The organism is Enterobacter sp. CP102, from assembly GCF_025152625.1.
Taxonomy (GTDB): Bacteria; Pseudomonadota; Gammaproteobacteria; order Enterobacterales; family Enterobacteriaceae; genus Enterobacter; species Enterobacter soli.
This window is the reverse complement of record NZ_CP104014.1, coordinates 3630510-3649894: the sequence shown is the minus strand read 5'-3', so window position 1 is coordinate 3649894 and position 19385 is coordinate 3630510. Positions and strand designations below refer to the sequence as shown.

Below are 19385 nucleotides of genomic sequence, written 5' to 3'. Positions count from 1 at the left end.
GTATGACCGAACCCACAACTCGTCGCCCTGCCTATGCCCGCTTACTGGATCGCGCTGTGCGTATTCTGGCCGTGCGCGACCACAGCGAGCAAGAGTTACGGCGTAAACTCGCGGCCCCGGTGATGGGCAAAAATGGGCCGGAAGAGATAGATGCCACGGCGGAAGATTACGACCGGGTTATCGCCTGGTGCTATGAGCATCAGTATCTGGATGATGACCGCTTTGTCTCACGGTTTATTGCCAGCCGCAGTCGGAAAGGCTACGGCCCTGCACGTATCCGCCAGGAGCTTAACCAAAAAGGGATCGCGCGTGAATCGACCGAAAAGGCCATGCGCGAATGTGACATCGCGTGGGGAGAACTCGCGAGAGATCAGGCAATTCGCAAATACGGCGAGCCGCTGCCGCGTGAGTTTGCAGAAAAAGTTAAAATCCAGCGCTTTTTGCTCTATCGCGGCTTCCTGATGGAAGATATTCAGGATATATGGCGTAATTTTGCCGATTGAACGCATGAGGGATTTTACTTCCCTCCCAAGAAAACTTATCTTATTCCCACTTTTTCCAGTAGCTGGTCTGTCCAACTGATTACAGGTACAGACTGGCTGCGACATTTCGTTAGCTTGATTTCAGGATAATTATGAGCAAGAGCACCGCTGAGATCCGTCAGGCGTTTCTCGATTTTTTCCATAGTAAAGGACACCAGGTTGTTGCCAGCAGCTCCCTGGTACCGAATAACGACCCGACTTTACTGTTTACCAACGCCGGGATGAACCAGTTCAAGGATGTGTTCCTTGGTCTCGACAAGCGTAATTATTCCCGTGCGACAACCTCACAGCGTTGTGTGCGTGCGGGCGGTAAACATAATGACCTGGAAAACGTCGGTTACACTGCACGTCACCACACCTTCTTCGAAATGCTGGGTAACTTCAGCTTCGGCGACTACTTCAAACACGATGCTATCCAGTTCGCGTGGGAACTGCTGACCGGTGAAAACTGGTTCAAGCTGCCGAAAGAGCGTCTGTGGGTTACCGTCTATGAAACCGATGACGAAGCCTACGAAATCTGGGAAAAAGAAGTGGGTATCCCGCGCGAACGTATTATTCGCATCGGTGATAACAAGGGCGCGCCATACGCGTCTGACAACTTCTGGCAGATGGGTGATACCGGTCCTTGCGGCCCATGCACCGAAATCTTCTACGATCACGGGGATCACATCTGGGGTGGCCCTCCAGGAAGCCCGGAAGAAGATGGCGATCGCTACATTGAGATCTGGAACATCGTCTTCATGCAGTTCAACCGTCAGGCCGATGGCACGATGGAACCCCTGCCGAAACCGTCCGTTGATACCGGTATGGGTCTGGAGCGTATTGCTGCGGTTCTGCAACACGTTAACTCCAACTATGACATCGACCTGTTCAGCACGCTGATCAAGTCCGTGGCGGAAGTGACCGGTGCGACCGATCTGAGCAATAAATCGCTGCGCGTGATTGCAGACCATATTCGCTCCTGTGCGTTCCTGATTGCTGACGGCGTGATCCCGTCGAATGAAAACCGTGGCTACGTGCTGCGTCGTATCATTCGTCGTGCCATCCGTCACGGCAATATGCTGGGCGCGAAGGACACCTTCTTCTATAAACTTGTTGGTCCACTGGTTAGCGTGATGGGTGCGGCAGGTGATGAACTGAAACGCCAGCAGTCGCAGGTTGAGCATGTTCTGAAAACCGAAGAAGAGCAGTTTGCACGTACTCTGGAACGCGGCCTGGCGCTGCTGGACGAAGAGCTGGCGAAACTTAAGGGCGACACGCTGGATGGCGAAACCGCTTTCCGTCTGTACGACACCTACGGCTTCCCGGTTGACCTGACGGCTGACGTTTGCCGCGAGCGCAACATCAAAGTTGACGAAGCTGGCTTCGAAGCCGCCATGGAAGAGCAGCGCCGTCGTGCGCGCGAGTCCAGCGGTTTTGGTGCTGACTACAACGCGATGATCCGCGTTGATGGCGCGTCCGAGTTCAAAGGCTACGAAAATCTGGAACTGACCGGCAAAGTGACTGCCCTGTTTGTTGACGGTAAATCCGTAGACAGCATCAGCGCGGGCCAGGAAGCCGTGGTTATTCTGGACAAAACGCCGTTCTATGCTGAATCCGGCGGCCAGGTTGGCGATAAAGGCGAACTGAAAGGCGACGGCTTTAGCTTCAGTGTTACTGACACCCAGAAATACGGTCAGGCAATTGGTCACCAGGGCAAACTGGTTTCCGGTTCACTGAAAGTAGGCGAGGGCGTTCAGGCGAACGTTGACGAAGCACGCCGTGCGCGCATTCGTCTGAACCACTCCGCTACGCACCTGATGCACGCCGCACTACGTGAGGTTCTGGGTACGCACGTTGCGCAGAAAGGTTCTCTGGTTAACGACAAAGTGCTGCGTTTCGACTTCTCGCATTTTGAAGCGATGAAACCGTCTGAAATCCGCGCGGTTGAAGATCTGGTGAACGCACAGATCCGTCGTAACCTGGCCATCGAAACCAACATCATGGATCTCGATGCGGCGAAGAAGAAAGGCGCTATGGCGCTGTTTGGCGAGAAATATGACGAACGTGTTCGCGTACTGAGCATGGGCGATTTCTCTACCGAACTGTGCGGTGGTACTCACGCAGCGCGCACCGGTGATATCGGTCTGTTCCGTATCGTGTCTGAGTCTGGTACTGCGGCGGGTGTTCGTCGTATCGAGGCGGTTACCGGCGAAGGCGCAATTGCCAGCCTGCACGCGCAGAGCGACCAGTTGCATGATATTGCACAGTTGCTGAAAGGCGATAGCCAGAATCTGGGCGAGAAAGTGCGTGTTGCACTGGATCGCACGCGTCAGCTGGAAAAAGAACTGCAACAGCTGAAAGAACAAGCGGCTGCGCAGGAAAGTGCAAACCTCTCCAGCAAAGCGGTAGAGATTAAAGGCGTCAAACTGCTGGTCAGTGACCTGGCAGGCGTTGAGCCTAAGATGCTTCGCACTATGGTCGACGATCTGAAGAACCAGCTGGGTTCAACGGTTATCGTTCTGGCGACAGTGGCAGAAGGTAAGGTTTCTCTGATTGCGGGCGTCTCTAAGGATGTGACTGACCGCGTTAAAGCAGGGGAACTGGTTGGTATGGTCGCCCAGCAGGTGGGTGGCAAGGGTGGCGGTCGTCCGGACATGGCGCAAGCCGGTGGTACGGATGCAGCGGCACTTCCTGCAGCATTGGCCAGCGTTGAAAGCTGGGTAAGCGCAAAACTGTAATAATTACAAAGCGTAAGCAGACGTCATAGCGGAAACGTTATGGCGTCTTGTTCACTACGCTATCGATAACGATAAAGTCAGGTTGAGTTTGTGTATATCGGCTAAACTTACGTTTAACAGAATGTGATGCCGTGACTGCTTACACTTTACGTGTTTGTCATCGCTTACTTTTTGGCGTTATATGATGGATAATGCCGGGATACAAGAGACCCGACTCTTTTAATCTTTCAAGGAGCAAAGAATGCTGATTCTGACTCGTCGAGTTGGTGAGACCCTCATGATTGGGGATGAGGTCACCGTGACAGTTTTAGGGGTGAAGGGCAACCAGGTACGCATCGGCGTAAACGCCCCTAAAGAAGTATCTGTCCACCGTGAAGAGATCTACCAGCGTATCCAGGCTGAAAAATCCCAGCAGTCCAGTTACTGATATTATCGCGTCTCGCTGTCTGGCGAGACGCAACCTTCCAGACATTTTTCCTGCCTAAAGTTACCATTCGATTTCAACTGCTCGCTTTTTCGTCTTTCTCTTTGCCTTATCTCTTACCAATAGCAGTGCTATGCCTCATGAATACTGTTCAGAACCCTGCAAAATCCGCTTATAAAACACCCTCTTTGCAGCTTTTACATGCGAATTGCCTGTGATTTGTGCAAACGATAAAAGCATGTGGAAAATTGTTTGACTTATAAGTCCCAGAAAGTAATATATGCGCCACGCAGCGACGAGAAGCTCTTAACGAGTTACTCGAAGCACTCGAAAGAGGCGTTGTGTGGTGAGGTGGCCGAGAGGCTGAAGGCGCTCCCCTGCTAAGGGAGTATGCGGTCAAAAGCTGCATCCGGGGTTCGAATCCCCGCCTCACCGCCATTTTGCATCCGTAGCTCAGCTGGATAGAGTACTCGGCTACGAACCGAGCGGTCGGAGGTTCGAATCCTCCCGGATGCACCATCTATTACTTCATATTGCTTTCGAAGTGATATGAGTATCGAGTAGTACAGTAGTAAATCCCGATGCATCCGTAGCTCAGCTGGATAGAGTACTCGGCTACGAACCGAGCGGTCGGAGGTTCGAATCCTCCCGGATGCACCATTTACTATTTCATATTGCTTAGAAGTGATATGAGTATCGAGTAGTACAGCAGTAAATCCCGATGCATCCGTAGCTCAGCTGGATAGAGTACTCGGCTACGAACCGAGCGGTCGGAGGTTCGAATCCTCCCGGATGCACCATATTCTCCGAGATAACAGTAAGGCTGTTGTTTCAAGGTCTGCGGATTAACCGCGAGCACCAGGGAGGATAACGTTGCTTTAGCAACGGCCCGAAGGGCGAGGCGCAGCCGAGTAATCCTCCCGGATGCACCATTTATTACTTCATATTGCTTAGAAGTGATATGAGTATCAAGTAGTACAGCAGTAAATCCCGATGCATCCGTAGCTCAGCTGGATAGAGTACTCGGCTACGAACCGAGCGGTCGGAGGTTCGAATCCTCCCGGATGCACCATATTCTCCCTCTTTGTTTATTCCTTCGACGTTCCGTCAGTAATCATTCTCTCTGTCAGCGACAAAAACCACCGTTTACGATAAAGTAATGCTTTGTTAATCGTTTAGCGAGAGCACGATGTACGCACAGTATGACGGTTTGATCTTCGATATGGATGGCACCATCCTGGATACCGAACCCACACACCGCAAAGCCTGGACTGAAGTCCTGGGCCGATACGGGATGCGTTTCGACTTGCAGTCAATGGTTGCCCTCAATGGCTCTCCCACCTGGCGCATTGCCGAGGCGGTGATTGAACTGAATCAGGCCGATCTCGATCCGCACCAGCTCGCGCGCGAAAAAACAGATGCAGTAAAATCCATGCTTTTAGACACGGTTCGTCCTTTACCATTAATTGATGTGGTGAAAGAGTGGCATGGGCGTCGTCCTATGTCGGTTGGGACGGGCAGTGAAAGTGCAATTGCAGAGGCGCTGCTCAGCCATCTTGGCTTGCGTCACTATTTTTCTGCTGTGGTTGCCGCCGATCATGTTAAAAACCATAAACCCGCACCGGACACTTTTCTGCTTTGTGCAGAGCTAATGGGTGTGCCTGCGGCTAAATGCGTTGTTTTTGAAGATGCAGATTTTGGTCTGCAAGCCGCATGCGATGCTGGCATGGATGCAGTGGATGTCCGTCTTCTGTGAGTGACCTGCTGTCACTTTCGTCACTATTCGCCAGCAGTTTTTTAAGCGCCACACTTCTGCCGGGTAATTCCGAGGTTGTGCTGGTCGCCATGCTGTTATCGGGAGTGAGTCAGCCGTGGTTGCTGGTATTAATAGCAACAATGGGTAATAGCCTTGGAGGGCTGACTAACGTTATTCTTGGGCGTTTCTTTCCGCTGCGTGAAAAATCGCGCTGGCAGGAAAAGGCAGTTGGCTGGCTAAAACGCTATGGCGCTGCCACGCTGTTATTAAGCTGGATGCCTGTAATAGGTGATTTGCTGTGCCTGCTGGCGGGATGGATGCGCATCTCCTGGGGGCCGGTGCTCTTTTTTTTGTGCCTTGGCAAGGCGTTGCGCTATGTTCTCGTGGCATGGGTAACACTACAGGGTATGACGTGGTGGCACTAATTGGTGGAATGAATACGCGACCTTCAATCGTCAACCATTACAATTATGCTGAGTAACATTACTTTGACAGGCGGGAGGTCAATTTGATCCCGGACGTATCACAGGCGCTGGCCTGGCTGGAAAACCACCCTCAGGCTCTGAAGGGTATTCAGCGTGGTCTTGAGCGAGAAACGCTGCGTGTTAACGCAGATGGTAGCTTAGCGACAACGGGCCACCCACAGGTGTTGGGCTCGGCGCTGACACATAAATGGATCACAACTGATTTCGCCGAAGCGCTGCTGGAGTTTATTACCCCAGTAGATGACGATATCGATCATATGCTGAAGCTGTTGCGTGACGTTCATCGTTATACCGCCCGTAACCTGGGTGATGAGCGTATGTGGCCACTCAGTATGCCGTGCTATATCGAGCAGGGGCAGGAGATTGAGCTTGCTCAGTACGGCACCTCAAATATTGGCCGTCTGAAAACGTTGTATCGTGAAGGGCTGAAAAACCGCTACGGCGCGCTGATGCAGACCATCTCCGGCGTGCACTACAATTTCTCTCTGCCGATGGCTTTCTGGCAGGCAAAGTGTGGTGAAACGGACAAAGAAGCGATTTCAGCGGGTTATTTCCGCCTGATCCGCAACTATTACCGTTTTGGCTGGGTCATTCCTTATCTGTTTGGTGCTTCGCCGGCAATTTGCTCGTCGTTCCTGCAAGGGAAACCGACCACATTGCCGTTCGAGAAGACCGAATGCGGTATGTACTATTTACCGTACGCAACGTCCCTGCGCCTGAGCGATCTTGGCTATACCAATAAATCGCAAAGCAATCTCGGTATTACGTTTAACGAATTGCATGAATATGTGGCAGGATTGAAGCGGGCGATCAAAACGCCGTCGGAAGAGTACGAAAAAATCGGCCTCGAAAAAGACGGTAAGCGCCTGCAAATCAACAGTAATGTTCTACAAATTGAGAACGAACTGTATGCGCCAATTCGTCCTAAGCGCGTGACGCGCAGCGGTGAAACGCCGTCTGATGCATTGCAGCGTGGCGGGATCGAATACATCGAAGTGCGTTCACTGGACATCAACCCGTTCTCGCCAATTGGCGTGGATGAGCAGCAGGTTCGCTTCCTCGATCTGTTTATGGTCTGGTGCGTGCTGGCGGATGCGCCGGAAATGAGTTCTGACGAACTGCTTTGTACCCGTACTAACTGGAATCGCGTGATTCTGGAAGGGCGCAAGCCGGGTCTGACTCTGGGTATCGGGTGTGAAACGGCGCAATTCCCGCTGGCTAAAGTGGGTAAAGATCTGTTCCGTGACCTGAAGCGCGTCGCGCAGACGATGGATAGCGTTTACGGCGGTGATGAGTATCAGAAAGTGTGCGACCAGCTGGTTGAAAGCTTTGATAATCCTGAACTGACGTTCTCTGCGCGTATTCTGCGTTCTATGATTGATCAGGGCATTGGTGGTACAGGGCGCGCACTGGGCGCAGAATACCGCGAAATGTTGCGGCAGGAACCGTTAGAGATCCTGAGCGAAGCGGAATTTGTTGCCGAACGGGAAGCATCACTGGTGCGTCAGAAAGAGGTGGAAGCGGCAGATACTGAGTCGTTTGATGCATTTCTGGCGAAGAACGCCTGACACAAAAGAAAAAGGCCACATCGCTGTGGCCAAAATATACATCTCTGAATTCAGGGATGATGATAACAAATGCGCGTCTTTCATATACTCAGACGCGCATTCTGTAGAAGAGTTCAGTTTATTTTAAAAAAAATCACTATCGGAGGTGACGTATGCCGTTATTAGATAGCTTTACTGTCGACCATACCCGTATGGAAGCACCTGCTGTACGTGTGGCGAAGACCATGCATACCCCGCACGGCGACACGATCACCGTATTCGATCTGCGCTTCTGCGTGCCAAACAAAGAAGTGATGCCTGAGAAAGGTATTCACACTCTGGAGCACCTGTTTGCTGGTTTTATGCGTGATCACCTGAATGGCAACGGTGTTGAGATTATCGACATCTCCCCAATGGGTTGCCGTACCGGTTTCTACATGAGCCTGATTGGTGTGCCGGAAGAAACCCGCGTTGCAGAGGCGTGGAAAGCGGCAATGCAGGACGTGCTGAAAGTTAAAGAGCAGAACCAGATCCCTGAGCTGAACGTCTACCAGTGTGGCACCTACCAGATGCACTCTCTGGAAGAAGCACAGGAGATCGCGCGTCATATCATCGAACGTGATGTTCGCGTAAACAGCAACGAAGAGCTGGCCCTGCCGAAAGACAAATTGCAGGAACTGCACATCTAGTCCTGTGCCTGTGGATGCCCGGTGGCGCTTCGCTTACCGGGCCTACAAGGGTAGTCTCTGGCAAAATGACCACCACCACGACCTTCTCCTTTACCCATCGTCCACTTGTTCCCTTTGCGCATGACTATGTTCATGGCGCCAGCGAACCGTGGCATCAGCACGACTGCGCGCAGCTGTTGCACAGCCTGAGTGGCGTGGTGCGAGTTGATACCGCATCGGGTTGTTGGGTCGTTCCCCCCGGGCGTGGTGTCTGGTTACCGGCCGGCACACCGCACGCGATTCGCATTACCGGCAATGTTGCGGCGCGAACGCTGTTTGTCGATCCGCTGGCGCGAGCCGATCTGCCCGCGTCATGTCAGATCGTGCAGATCTCTGCGCTGTTACGCGAACTGATCCTCACCTCCCTTGCGCTTCCCGAATCCTACGTGCCCGGCAGCCGGGATGAGCGGGTGTATGAGCTGATCCTGGATGAAATCCGCATTATGCCGGTGCTGCCGTTTCACCTGCCGGAGCCGGAAAGTGAAGCTTTACGTAACCTGTGCCAGAAAATCCGGCAAAGGCCGGGAGAAAGCTGGAACAGCAGCCAGGCTGCGAGCATCCTGGGGATGAGCGAACGCACCCTGAACCGCCATTTCCAGCAGCAGACCGGGTTAAGCTATAGCGAATGGGTGAGAAGGGCGCGCCTTATGGAGGCTTTACTGCGTCTGGCACAAGGTCAGCCGGTGTTGCGCGTTGCGCTGGACCTGGGATACGGCAGTCACAGCGCGTTTACGGCGATGTTTCGCCGGGTGATGGGGATATCACCCAGCGATTATTTCAGGAACGACTAACCCACGGCATTGAACAGCGCCTGAATGGATGCGCGCGCAACGTCACTGTCTATTCCCACCCCCCAGCGGCTGCTGCCGTCCTGGAACAGGCAGCGGATATACGCCACCGAGCGGCTATCGCTGCGCTCCCCCAGCGAATGCTCGTGATAATCCTTAATCACAAACGGGGTATTGAGCCAGCGGCTGAGTCCATTGGCAGCTGCCGATAACTGCCCGTTACCGTGTCCCTCCAGCTGACGAGTCCAACCACCGGTGGCAACCGTGGCGGTTAAGCGTAACTGCCCATCCTGCTGGCTTTCACTGCGATAGGTTTGCAGCGCGAAGCGAGGGGTTGCAACCAGCCCGTAACGGCTGCGGAAAAGCTGCCACAGCGCGTTCTGCGTCATCTCTTTGCCGTGGTTGTCGGTTTCTTGCTGAACATGCTGGCTAAAATCCTGCTGCAACGCGCGGGGCAGTTTCAGGCCGTGATTCTGTTCGATAAGCCATGCGCTGCCGCTTTTACCCGACTGGCTGTTCACACGGATGACCGCCTCATAGGTACAGCCAATGTCCTGGGGATCGACAGGCAGGTAGGGCATCTCCCAGCGCTCGTCTGGTTTACGTGCATCAAACCCTTTCTTGATGGCATCCTGATGTGAGCCTGAAAATGCGGTATAGGCCAGACGACCCGCCCACGGATGGCGTGGATGTACCGGCAACTGGTTACAGCTCTCCACCACTTCGACCACGCGATTCATGTCGCTGAAGTCCAGATTTGGGCTTATTCCCTGGCTGTAGAGGTTCATTGCCAGCGTGACCAGGCAGACATTTCCCGTGCGCTCACCATTACCAAACAGGCAGCCTTCCACGCGGTCGGCACCTGCCATGACCGCCAGCTCCGCACTGGCGACACCGGTACCGCGATCGTTATGTGGATGAACGCTGATGCAGACGTCGCTGCGTCGGCTAAAGTGACGGCAGAAATACTCAATCTGGTCGGCATACACGTTCGGGGTGCTGACTTCGACGGTGGCCGGCAAGTTGATAACCATCGGGCGTTCGGCGCAGGGCTGCCAGATCTCCGACATGGCTTCACAAATCTCCAGCGCGAATTCCGGCTCGGTAAAGCAGAAGGTTTCCGGGGAGTATTCGTACTGCCAGCGGGTTTCAGGGTTCTCTTCACACAGCTTACGAATAAGGCGAGTGGAGCGTGTTGCCAGCTCAACGATTTGCGCTTTTTCCATGCCAAACACCAGGCGGCGGAACAGCGGGGCGGTGGCGTTATAGAGATGCACCGTTGCCTGATGCGCACCTTTCAGTGATTCGAAGGTACGAAGGATCAAGTCTTCCCGCGCCTGGGTTAACACCTGAATGGTGACGTCATCCGGGATGCGTTTTTCGTCAATCAGCTGGCGGACAAAGTTAAAGTCGGTCTGCGAGGCTGACGGGAAGGCCACTTCAATCTCTTTAAATCCGCAGTTCAGCAGCAGATCCCAGAATTGCAGCTTACGCGCGCTGTCCATTGGCTCGGCAAGCGCCTGATTACCGTCACGTAAATCGGTGGAAAGCCAGCGTGGGGCGTGGGTAATGCGTTGCTCCGGCCAGCGACGGTCGGGAAGGGAAATCGCAGGGTAAGGCTGGTATTTGTCGGCGGGTGTGTTCAGCATGATGCGCTCCTGTTGTCTTTTCACTATCGTGAATCGATCTCAGGAGCGCTGCTTTATCGGAACGGACAATCGCTGTCGCATTTTGGACAACCGTGAAAGTTGCCCGGTGGCGCTGCGCTTACCGGGCCTACGGGTTTTGTAGGCCGGGTAAGGCATAGCCGCCACCCGGCGACCAGCGCACAAGGCTAGTGCGCCCCACCGCCGCCGCTACCGGCACCAAACGGTGGTCTGGCAAACCACACCAGCCCCAGCAGGATGATAAAGATCCCTGCCGATACCCAGAAAATCTCATTGGCAGAGATAATCAGCCCCTGATTGGTGATCTGCTGGGCAATCCACCCTGACGCCTGCTGCTCCGTCATCCCCATACCCTGCAGCTGGTTATACATCTGCTGAGAATTCGGGTTGAACGGGTTCACCGCTTCCGTTAGCTGTGCATGGTGCATCGATTCACGGTTAGTCCACAGCGTTGTGGTAATCGACGTCCCGATGGAGCCTGCCAGCGTACGGGTAAAGTTCGACAGGCTCGATGCCGCCGCCATGCGCTCAGGCGGTAAGCCGGAAAGCGTGATGGTGGTCAGTGGCATAAAGAAGCACGCCACCGCAAAGCCCTGAATAAACTGCGGCCACGCAGAAGCGCCAAAGTCCATTCCCGGTTCGAACGTATACGCGCGCCAGTAGAAGCACACGGCGTACATGATAAAGCTGAACGTCACCAGCCTGCGCATGTCGAGCTTGTGGGCAAAACGGCCGATAATCGGCGACAGCAGGACCGGAATTAACCCTACCGGCGCAGAGGCCAGACCCGCCCAGGTTGCGGTGTAACCGTATACCTCCTGCAACAGCTGCGGCAGCAGAACAATGGCGCCGAAGTAGAGCATGTAGGCAAGGCTAATACACAGACAGCCTATGGTGAAGTTTCGCGACTTAAACAGGGACAGGTCGACTATCGGGTTATCGTCGGTCAACTCCCAGACAATCAGGAAGCTTAGCGACACCACCGCGACAATCGTCAGGATGATTATCTCCTGCGAGTTGAACCAGTCCAGCTCTTTACCCTGGTCGAGCATAACCTGAAGGCTACCGATACCGAGGATCAGCAAAGCCAGCCCCACGGCATCAATCCGCCGCTGCTCGGTTCGCGTTTCTCTGCCACGCAGCGACTGCAACGTCATCATAACCACGATGGCGCCAATCGGTACGTTGATAAAGAAGATCCAGCCCCAGTGATAGTTATCGCTGATATAGCCGCCCAGGATAGGGCCGCAAATCGGCGCGACGATCACCGTCATCGACCACAGTGCCAGCGCGATAGAGCGTTTAGCGGGCGGGTAGTTGTTCAGCAGTAAACTCTGTGACAGCGGAATTAACGGCCCGGCCACAATCCCCTGAATGACGCGGAAGAAAATCAGCATCGTCAGGCTGGTGGACATGCCGCAAGCCCAGGACGCGAGCACAAAGGCGATGGTCGACCAGAGGAATAGCTTCACCTCACCAACGCGCTTCGCCAGCCAGCCGGTAATGGGGATCGAGATGGCGTTTGCCACACCGAATGAAGTAATCACCCACGTCCCCTGGCTCAGTGACGAGCCCAGGTTCCCGGCAATCGTTGGAATTGCCACGTTCGCGATGGTGGAGTCCAGCACCTGCATGAATGTCGCCAGTGACAGCGCAATGGTCATAATGACCAGTTGCGCGCCTTCCAGCGGTTTTTGCGGCTTTTGCTGTTGCATAACGCTCACCTCGGATTAACCGGCGTTTGCTTTCACGATGTCATCGATCAGCTTATTGACCGGATCGAGGCTAATTTCACGGGCGTTACTTTCATAAGCCGGGCTGCTCCGCACCTGGCTTGCCAGGATCTGACCTTCGCGGTTCGCGGTATCAACGGTGACCAGCGTAGACAGGCCGATACGCAGCGGGTGATCTGCCAGCTGTTTTGGATCCAGCTCGATACGTACAGGCAAGCGCTGAACCACTTTGATCCAGTTGCCGGTGGCGTTCTGCGCAGGCAGCAGGGAGAACGCGCTACCCGTACCCATATCAAGACCGACCACTTTACCGGTGTACTTCACGTCGTCACCGTAGATGTCGCTGATGACGGTCGCCGTCTGGCCGATACGCATATGCGCAAGCTGCGTCTCTTTGAAGTTAGCATCCACCCACAGATTGTTAGCCGGTACTACCGCCATCAGCGGAGTGGTTGGGCTAATCTGCGCGCCAGGCTGTACAGAACGACGGGAGACGTAGCCAGTCATCGGGCTGACAATCTTCGTACGTTCCAGCGCAAGCCAGGCGTTACGTACTTCGGTCGCGGCCTGTTTAACCGCAGGCTGGTTTTCCAGGTTAGTCCCCAGAACCATCGCCTGATTGGCGTTGTACTGCTGAATAGCAACATCCAGCTGCGCCTGGGCGCTGGCAACGGCATCACGCGCGTGTTGCAGCTCTTCACGGCCAATCAGGTTGGCTGTACCGAGAGGAACACGACGATTCAGGTCGCTTTGTGCCTGCGCCAGTGCGGTTTTCTGCACATCGATGCTGGCCTGGAGTTGTTTACTGTTGATCATCAACTGGCGGGTTTGACGGACGCTGGATGCCAGCTCAGTCTGTGCTTTTTCAAATGCCTGTTGGGCATCGGTCGGGTCAAGCGTGACCAGCACATCCCCTTGTTGCACAAAGTCGGTATTGTCAGCCCAGACTTTCGTCACGCTGCCCGACACCTGCGCCATAATTTGTACCTGGTTTCCTGCCACGTATGCATCGTCTGTTTCTTCAGCATGACGCAATACTAAAAACCAATAGATCCCATATGCCACGGCAATAATGATAAAGAGCAAGGTCAACAGAAGAAGGGCGCTCTTACGTTTGCCTTTCTTGTTGGCCGGTTGCTGCGGGGTTGTGTTCTCCGCATTTGCGCTCATTGTTGTTCTCCACGATCTTCTTATTTTCACATCGGCTGAGCCGACCTGTTGTCAGAAAGGCCAGCAGTGTTACGTGCTGGCCTGTCAGTTTTCTTTTTTAAATCTGGATGTTCGAGCGTGTCGTCGCGTTAGCGCAGCGCCTCAAGGATGGCACCGTCTTCATCCATCTGATCCAGACGGGTGAGCAGTTTGCGAGTGATGTGCTCAAGTTGATCGCGCTCGGCAGTGCTGAGGGCAGACCAGAGTTTGTGCAGGCAATTGTGCTGAGGTGGCAGCACCTCACGCAGGAATTCGTGACCTTTGTCGGTCAGTTGCAGATGAAGGCAACGGCGGTCGTTGTCGCTTTCACGGCGCTCAATCCAGCCGCGTTTTTCCAGCTCATCAGCGATACGGGTGGCATTAGTACGGGACGAACCCAGCGCGCAGCTCAGCTCAGACGGCTGAATGCTGTGGTTTTCCTGAGACTCCAGCGTAATCAACGCCATAAATAACGTCTCGTTAATCCCCTGAGCTTTCAGCATCTTATTACGGTTATCCAGCAGTTTCCCCTGCATGTGCATACACAGGCGGGTCAGCAGAATTTCCTGATACGGAAACTCCTCATGACGACTGGCGCGGAATTTAAGCATTTGTTCAATGGGCGTAAACGAACTATCCATTTGGGCATAACCTCATTAATTACAGCCGATATAGTAACGATAGTGACAAATAATGTAAATGAATTATTTGTGCGGTTATATCCGCCAAACGTATGTCACCATCAGAAAGCGCCGGGTAAATCCATGACCCGGTGAGCACAAAAAAGGGTGGGCGTGAGCCCCTGGAAGACGGGATGTGAGGACCGGGATAAGCCAACAGGTATGAGCTATTCATGCTGCTTGTTAATATGTCAGCCACATTAAAATTTCTGGGATAAATGATTACGCTAACCTTAACAGACATAGGGACGCCTTAACACCCTAAGACGTCCCAATGCAATGTAAAGCTTAAGAAATCGCCTCCTGGCGATGGAATCCGCGCCACCACACCAGCAGATTAAGTGCCGCAACAATTGCCCCGATGCTGCAAACACCCGCCCAGCCAGCGTGTTGCCATGCCGACGCTGAAATTAATGAACCTGCCGCGCCGCCGATGAAATAGCTGGTCATGTAACCTGCGGTAAGGCGGTTACGCGCCTCCGGCTTGACGCGATAAATCACGGTCTGATTCGTGATATGCACGCCCTGCACGGTGAGGTCGAGCACCAGGATACCGACAATTAACGCCAGTACGGAGGAATGCCCGAACCAGATAGCCGCCCATGAGAGCAGCAGTAAAATCAGCCCGGAGGTTGTCGTCAGGTGAGATTTGCCTTTATCCGCCATGCCGCCAGCCGGACGCGCACCCAGCGCACCAGCTGCGCCCGCCAGACCAAACAGGCCAATCACCCCTTCGGAATAGTTAAAGGGTGGCGAGGCCAGCAGGAAGGCCATCGACGTCCACAGAATGCTAAAGTTGGCAAAGGTGAAACAACCAAGAAGTGCGCGGGTTCGTAGCAGTTTATCTTGTGTGAATAGCGTAAACACGGAGCCCAGCAGTTGCGGGTAATTCAGGTGGTTTTCCTGCTTCACTTTCGGCAGCCCACGCCACAGCGCGAGCGCCATGATAACCATCAGCACACTGGCCACCCAGTAAACGGTACGCCAGCCCCCAAGGCTTGCCAGTAGACCGGCCACGGTACGCGCCAGCAAAATCCCGAGCAGCAGGCCGCTCATAATGGTGCCCACCACTTTGCCGCGTTTTTCCGGTGAGGCGAGCGTTGCCGCCAGCGGCACCAGGATTTGCGCCACAACGGAGAACAGCCCGGTCAGGGCGGTACCGACAATCATCATGGTTAACGACTGGCTACTGGCGGTGATCAGCATCCCGCCTGCGGCGAGTAAGGTCATGGAGACAATCAGCATCCGGCGTTCAAACATATCGCCCAGTGGCACCAGGAACAGCAGGCCCGCGGCATAGCCAAGCTGAGCCGCCGTCACAATAAAACCTGCGGAGCTGGCAGAAAGGCTGAAAGCGCGGGCGATGGTGTCGAGCAGTGGCTGCGCGTAGTAGTTGCTGGCGACGGCAAGACCCGTCGCCACGGACATTAACAGGATCAGTGCCGGGCTAAGCCCTTGTGGATTTTTTGTCATCAGATTCTGGGATCGTAAGTTAAGTGATTATTTTTCCAGAAACCATGATAACCAATGATTGTGAATGTTGGGGGATTGTTATGTGTGGGTTTGTGCGGTTTACCCCCTCACCCCTTTGGGAAGAGGGGGAGGGGATTGTTTTTACTTCTGCGCGTCCAGCGCTTCTTTCACCCAGCCATCAAACTGCTGCTGGTGGGCTTTGATCCAGCCGTCAACGTGGCCGTTGATGTCTGCTTCAGAGGATTTGCCCTCATGCATCATGGCGTTCTGCGCGTTGATGTCCGCCAGCGGCAGCTTCATCACCGAGAACAGCTTCGCGGCCGCCGGGTTTTTCTCAGCCCAGGCTTTGTTAGCCACAATATGCATGGTGTTCACCGGGAAGCCGTAGTTCATGCCGTTTGGCAGTTTGGTGTCGATGTCTTTCTGCTCACCCGGCAGAGAAGAGAACGGAACCTGCAACCACACCACGTCTTTACCCGGCTTCAGCACGTCGCTGACCCAGTACGGCGTCCAGGTGTAATAGATAACCGGTTTGCCTTCTTTAAAGCGAGCAATGGTGTCGGCCATCATCGCGGAGTAGTTACCGTGGCTCACGTCGACGGTTTTGGCCAGGTCGAACGCTTTGTTCTGGTGGTTAATGACCGCTTCGCAGCCCCAGCCCGGTGAACAGCCCATCATGTCGGCTTTACCGTCACCGTTGGTATCGAACAGTTTGGCGATTTTCGGGTCTTTAAGCTGCTCAATGTTGGTGATGTGGTACTGGTCAGCGGTTTTTTTGTCGATCAGATAACCCTGCGCTGCGCCGGTCACGAAAGTGCCTTCACGGTAGAATTTCTTATCGCCGCCCGCTGCCGCATACATATCGTCGTGCAGCGGCTGCCAGTTTACGGCGGTAAAAGTAGCGTCGCCGGAGGCAATAGAGGTATAGCCCACGTTGTAATCCACTTCACTTGGCGTCTTGACCGTATAACCCAGTTTTTCCAGCGCGCGGCTGACAATCAGGGTCTGGAAGGTCTCTTCCGAAATGGTGCTCTGAACCGGTTGCACGGTAATGCCTTTGCCAGGCAGGTCAGCCGCATAGGTGCTGGTGGAGACAAGGGTGGCAAACGCTGTGGCAAAAAGTACGCTATGTCGCATCGTTGTTCCTTATTTTACGAATGGGCGAGTGATTAACCCGACAGGGCCGGTGGTATACCAGCGACGGTTGCCGCGACTGCGTGAATCGCGACCGACAGCCTGCGTCAGGCGGTCAAGAATAATAGCGAGGATCACAATGCCCACGCCGCCTACGGTGGCAAGCCCCATATCGAGGCGGCCAATGCCGCGCAGCACCATCTGCCCAAGACCGCCAACGGCGATCATTGAGGCGATAACGACCATGGAGAGCGCCAGCATCAGCGTCTGGTTAACACCTGCCATAATGGTTGGCATCGCCAGCGGGAGCTGAACTTTAAACAGCATCTGGCGCGGGCTGGCGCCGAACGAGCGTGAAGCCTCAATAAGATCGGCTGGCACCTGGTTGATCCCAAGTATCGTCAGACGAACAATCGGCGGCAGGGCAAAAATAATGGTGACCACCACGCCCGGCACATTCCCGATCCCGAACAGCATCACGATAGGCACCAGGTAGACAAACGCCGGAGTGGTTTGCATCGCATCCAGCAGCGGGCGGATGATTTTTGCCGCCCGCGGGCTGCGCGCCAGCCAGATCCCTAACGGTAACCCAATCACCACGCAGAACAGCAGGGCGGTCAGCACCAGCGCCAGCGTAATCATCGCCTGTGACCACGCGCCAATCGCACCGATGGCAATCAGCGAAACCAGCGTGGCGATCCCCATGCCGGCGCTACCAAACTGCCAGGCAATCAGGGCAAATACCACGATGGCGACAGGTGCCGGCATTCCTAACAACAGCTGCTGGAAACCGTTCAGAATGTAATCCACCGGGACGCGGATCCCCTGAAACAGCGGGCGGAAGTGAGTCACCACCCAGTCAATCCCTTCCGTTACCCAGCTATCCAGCGGGATCAGCGTCTTGTGGAACGGGTCCATAATATTGAAGTGCTCTGGCGCAGGTGCAGGCGCGCTGCTGAGCCAGTCTGCCGTACCGCCATCAGCTGGCGCAGGCGTTGATGAACCCCAGGCATCGGCAGATTGTGCTGCGCCGTCTGCGGCTTCTGTGGTTCCCCACGGGTTTGATTGATCAGCCATTGTTTGCCCCCTCGCGATCTAAAGCCTGAAGCAACATCCCTTTGGAGATGATGCCGACATACTGTTGTTCTTCCCCAATCACCGGCACGGCGCAGGGCGCCTGACCGACATGGGAGAGCAACTCGCTGAGCGGCGTTTCGGCGTCGACCGCAAGCGGGGACGCGATAAGCGCCGCATCGAGTCCCCGATTTTCGCCAAGCGCTGTTTTCAGGGAGTCGATGGAGACAATGCCTACAAATTTATTACCACGTTCAATCACATAGCCAAATTCACGGTCTTCATCCTGTAAGACCTTCAGCGCCGAACGCGGGCCGAAACCTGGGGTTTTGCGAATAATGCCGTTTGGCGCTCTGCGGGCAATATCTTTTGCGCTAAATACCTGGCTGATGTCCACGCCACGGAAGAAGGTGCGCACATAATCGTTGGCCGGATTATTAAGGATTTCATCCGGCGTTCCCACCTGCACCACTTCGCCGTTTTGCATAATGGCAATTCGGTCGCCAATACGCATCGCTTCATCAAGATCGTGGGAAATAAATACGATCGTACGCTGGTGTTTAGCTTGCAGTTTTACCAGTTCATCCTGCATCTCGGTACGAATTAATGGATCGAGCGCCGAGAAGGCTTCATCCATTAATAATATATCGGGATTTATCGCTAATGCGCGGGCTAATCCAACGCGTTGTCGCATCCCGCCCGATAGTTCATCAGGATAGGCATGAGCATAATTTTCCAGCCCAACCTGGCGTAATGCATCAAGCGCTTTTTCCTGCCGTTCCTGGGCCGGAATCCCTGCTAATTCCATGCCGAATGCGGTATTATCTAACACCGTCATATGTGGCATTAAGGCGAATGACTGAAACACCATCGCAATCTTTTTTCTGCGCACCTCGCGGAGCTCAGCATCTGATATTTTGGCAATATCCTCACCATCAATCAGTACCTGCCCGCGGGTGGGTTCAATCAGGCGATTGAGAAGGCGAACCATAGTGGATTTACCCGAACCGGATAACCCCATGATGACGAAAATCTCGCCTTCTTCAATGGCCAGACTGGCGTCTTTAACGCCAAGCGATAGCCCTGTTTTTTCCAGAATTTGCTCTTTTGAAAGTCCTTTTTCAATATATTTGAACGCACGCTGTGGATGCTCGCCAAATACTTTATAGAGATTTTTAACTTCTAATTTAATTGCCATGCAATAGAGTATTTCCCGTTATTTATTGTGTCGATATGGTTTCCAGTTGGAATAATTACCTGACAATACCCTAACATACTCAGAATCTGAGACAACCCTCAGTCCGCTTATGGCACGAATTTTGCCGAAGACCAAATCGCTGAATTTCCCATGAGTAAAGGGCTGAGCGGGTGTTGAATTTTTCTGAGATTTTTGTCGCGCGGTCGGGAAATTTCGTCTGAATCGGAATGATTCAGGCGAATATGACG

At 54.0% G+C, this 19385-nt stretch carries 16 protein-coding genes and 5 tRNA genes; 13 read left to right on the top strand and 8 right to left on the bottom strand.

Features of this window, described 5'->3' with window-relative positions; all coding sequences use genetic code 11:
• The first annotated feature begins 2 nt into the window (after positions 1-2).
• From recX to N1249_RS17080, 13 genes are all read left to right on the top strand, one after another.
• Positions 3-503 (top strand): recombination regulator RecX, encoded by a 501-nt coding sequence (gene recX, locus N1249_RS17140; protein WP_259831490.1) that lies wholly within the window; start codon positions 3-5, stop codon positions 501-503.
• A 131-nt stretch (positions 504-634) separates the two neighbouring features.
• Positions 635-3262 (top strand): alanine--tRNA ligase, encoded by a 2628-nt coding sequence (gene alaS, locus N1249_RS17135; RefSeq protein WP_259831488.1) that lies wholly within the window; start codon positions 635-637, stop codon positions 3260-3262.
• Positions 3263-3503: 241 nt separating this feature from the next.
• Positions 3504-3689 (top strand): carbon storage regulator CsrA, encoded by a 186-nt coding sequence (csrA, locus tag N1249_RS17130; RefSeq protein ID WP_000906486.1) that lies wholly within the window; start codon positions 3504-3506, stop codon positions 3687-3689.
• A gap of 342 nt (positions 3690-4031) precedes the next feature.
• Positions 4032-4124, top strand: a tRNA-Ser gene (locus N1249_RS17125).
• Positions 4125-4128: 4 nt separating this feature from the next.
• Positions 4129-4205 (top strand) — tRNA-Arg (locus N1249_RS17120).
• Positions 4206-4269: 64 nt separating this feature from the next.
• Positions 4270-4346, top strand: a tRNA-Arg gene (locus tag N1249_RS17115).
• 63 nt (positions 4347-4409) lie between these two features.
• A tRNA-Arg gene (locus N1249_RS17110) sits at positions 4410-4486 on the top strand.
• 195 nt (positions 4487-4681) lie between these two features.
• Positions 4682-4758 (top strand) — tRNA-Arg (locus N1249_RS17105).
• Positions 4759-4875: 117 nt separating this feature from the next.
• Positions 4876-5442 (top strand): fructose-1-phosphate/6-phosphogluconate phosphatase, encoded by a 567-nt coding sequence (yqaB, locus tag N1249_RS17100; protein WP_259831486.1) that lies wholly within the window; start codon positions 4876-4878, stop codon positions 5440-5442.
• A complete protein-coding gene (locus tag N1249_RS17095) occupies positions 5439-5867 on the top strand; it encodes a YqaA family protein (protein ID WP_166717649.1) in 429 nt (142 codons plus the stop codon). Before yqaB ends, N1249_RS17095 begins: the two co-directional genes overlap by 4 nt.
• 83 nt (positions 5868-5950) lie before the next feature.
• Complete coding sequence (gene gshA, locus N1249_RS17090) at positions 5951-7495, top strand: glutamate--cysteine ligase (protein ID WP_166717650.1); 1545 nt, start codon at positions 5951-5953, stop codon at positions 7493-7495.
• A gap of 152 nt (positions 7496-7647) precedes the next feature.
• Positions 7648-8163, top strand: a complete 516-nt coding sequence (gene luxS, locus N1249_RS17085; RefSeq protein WP_259831482.1) for an S-ribosylhomocysteine lyase — start codon at positions 7648-7650, stop codon at positions 8161-8163.
• A gap of 65 nt (positions 8164-8228) precedes the next feature.
• The gene (locus N1249_RS17080) at positions 8229-8993 is read left to right on the top strand and encodes a helix-turn-helix transcriptional regulator (RefSeq protein WP_259831480.1); all 765 of its coding nucleotides are present in this window, start codon (positions 8229-8231) and stop codon (positions 8991-8993) included.
• Here N1249_RS17080 and leuA read toward each other — a convergent pair.
• From leuA to proV, 8 genes are all read right to left on the bottom strand, one after another.
• Positions 8990-10639: a 2-isopropylmalate synthase gene (gene leuA, locus N1249_RS17075; RefSeq protein WP_259831472.1), complete on the bottom strand. Its 1650-nt coding sequence runs from the start codon at positions 10637-10639 to the stop codon at positions 8990-8992. The two genes, N1249_RS17080 and leuA, sit on opposite strands and share 4 nt — an antisense overlap.
• 185 nt (positions 10640-10824) lie before the next feature.
• Positions 10825-12372 carry a multidrug efflux MFS transporter permease subunit EmrB gene (gene emrB / locus N1249_RS17070; protein WP_259831470.1) on the bottom strand — a complete coding sequence of 516 codons (1548 nt, stop codon included), beginning with the start codon at positions 12370-12372 and terminating at the stop codon, positions 10825-10827.
• A gap of 15 nt (positions 12373-12387) precedes the next feature.
• On the bottom strand, positions 12388-13560 hold the full coding sequence (emrA, locus tag N1249_RS17065; RefSeq protein WP_166717653.1) for a multidrug efflux MFS transporter periplasmic adaptor subunit EmrA: 1173 nt from the start codon (positions 13558-13560) through the stop codon (positions 12388-12390).
• Positions 13561-13688: 128 nt separating this feature from the next.
• Positions 13689-14219, bottom strand: coding sequence for a transcriptional repressor MprA (gene mprA / locus N1249_RS17060; RefSeq protein WP_259831457.1), 531 nt, complete (start codon positions 14217-14219; stop codon positions 13689-13691).
• A 327-nt stretch (positions 14220-14546) separates the two neighbouring features.
• Entirely contained in the window at positions 14547-15731 is a 1185-nt protein-coding gene (locus N1249_RS17055) for an MFS transporter (protein ID WP_217186773.1), read from the bottom strand.
• A gap of 141 nt (positions 15732-15872) precedes the next feature.
• Positions 15873-16868 (bottom strand): glycine betaine/L-proline ABC transporter substrate-binding protein ProX, encoded by a 996-nt coding sequence (gene proX / locus N1249_RS17050; RefSeq protein ID WP_259831436.1) that lies wholly within the window; start codon positions 16866-16868, stop codon positions 15873-15875.
• Between the two features lie 9 nt (positions 16869-16877).
• The gene (proW, locus tag N1249_RS17045) at positions 16878-17942 is read right to left on the bottom strand and encodes a glycine betaine/L-proline ABC transporter permease ProW (protein WP_259831433.1); all 1065 of its coding nucleotides are present in this window, start codon (positions 17940-17942) and stop codon (positions 16878-16880) included.
• Positions 17935-19137 (bottom strand): glycine betaine/L-proline ABC transporter ATP-binding protein ProV, encoded by a 1203-nt coding sequence (gene proV / locus N1249_RS17040; protein WP_259831431.1) that lies wholly within the window; start codon positions 19135-19137, stop codon positions 17935-17937. The genes proW and proV overlap by 8 nt, the downstream gene beginning before the upstream one ends.
• Between the last annotated feature and the right edge of the window lie 248 nt (positions 19138-19385).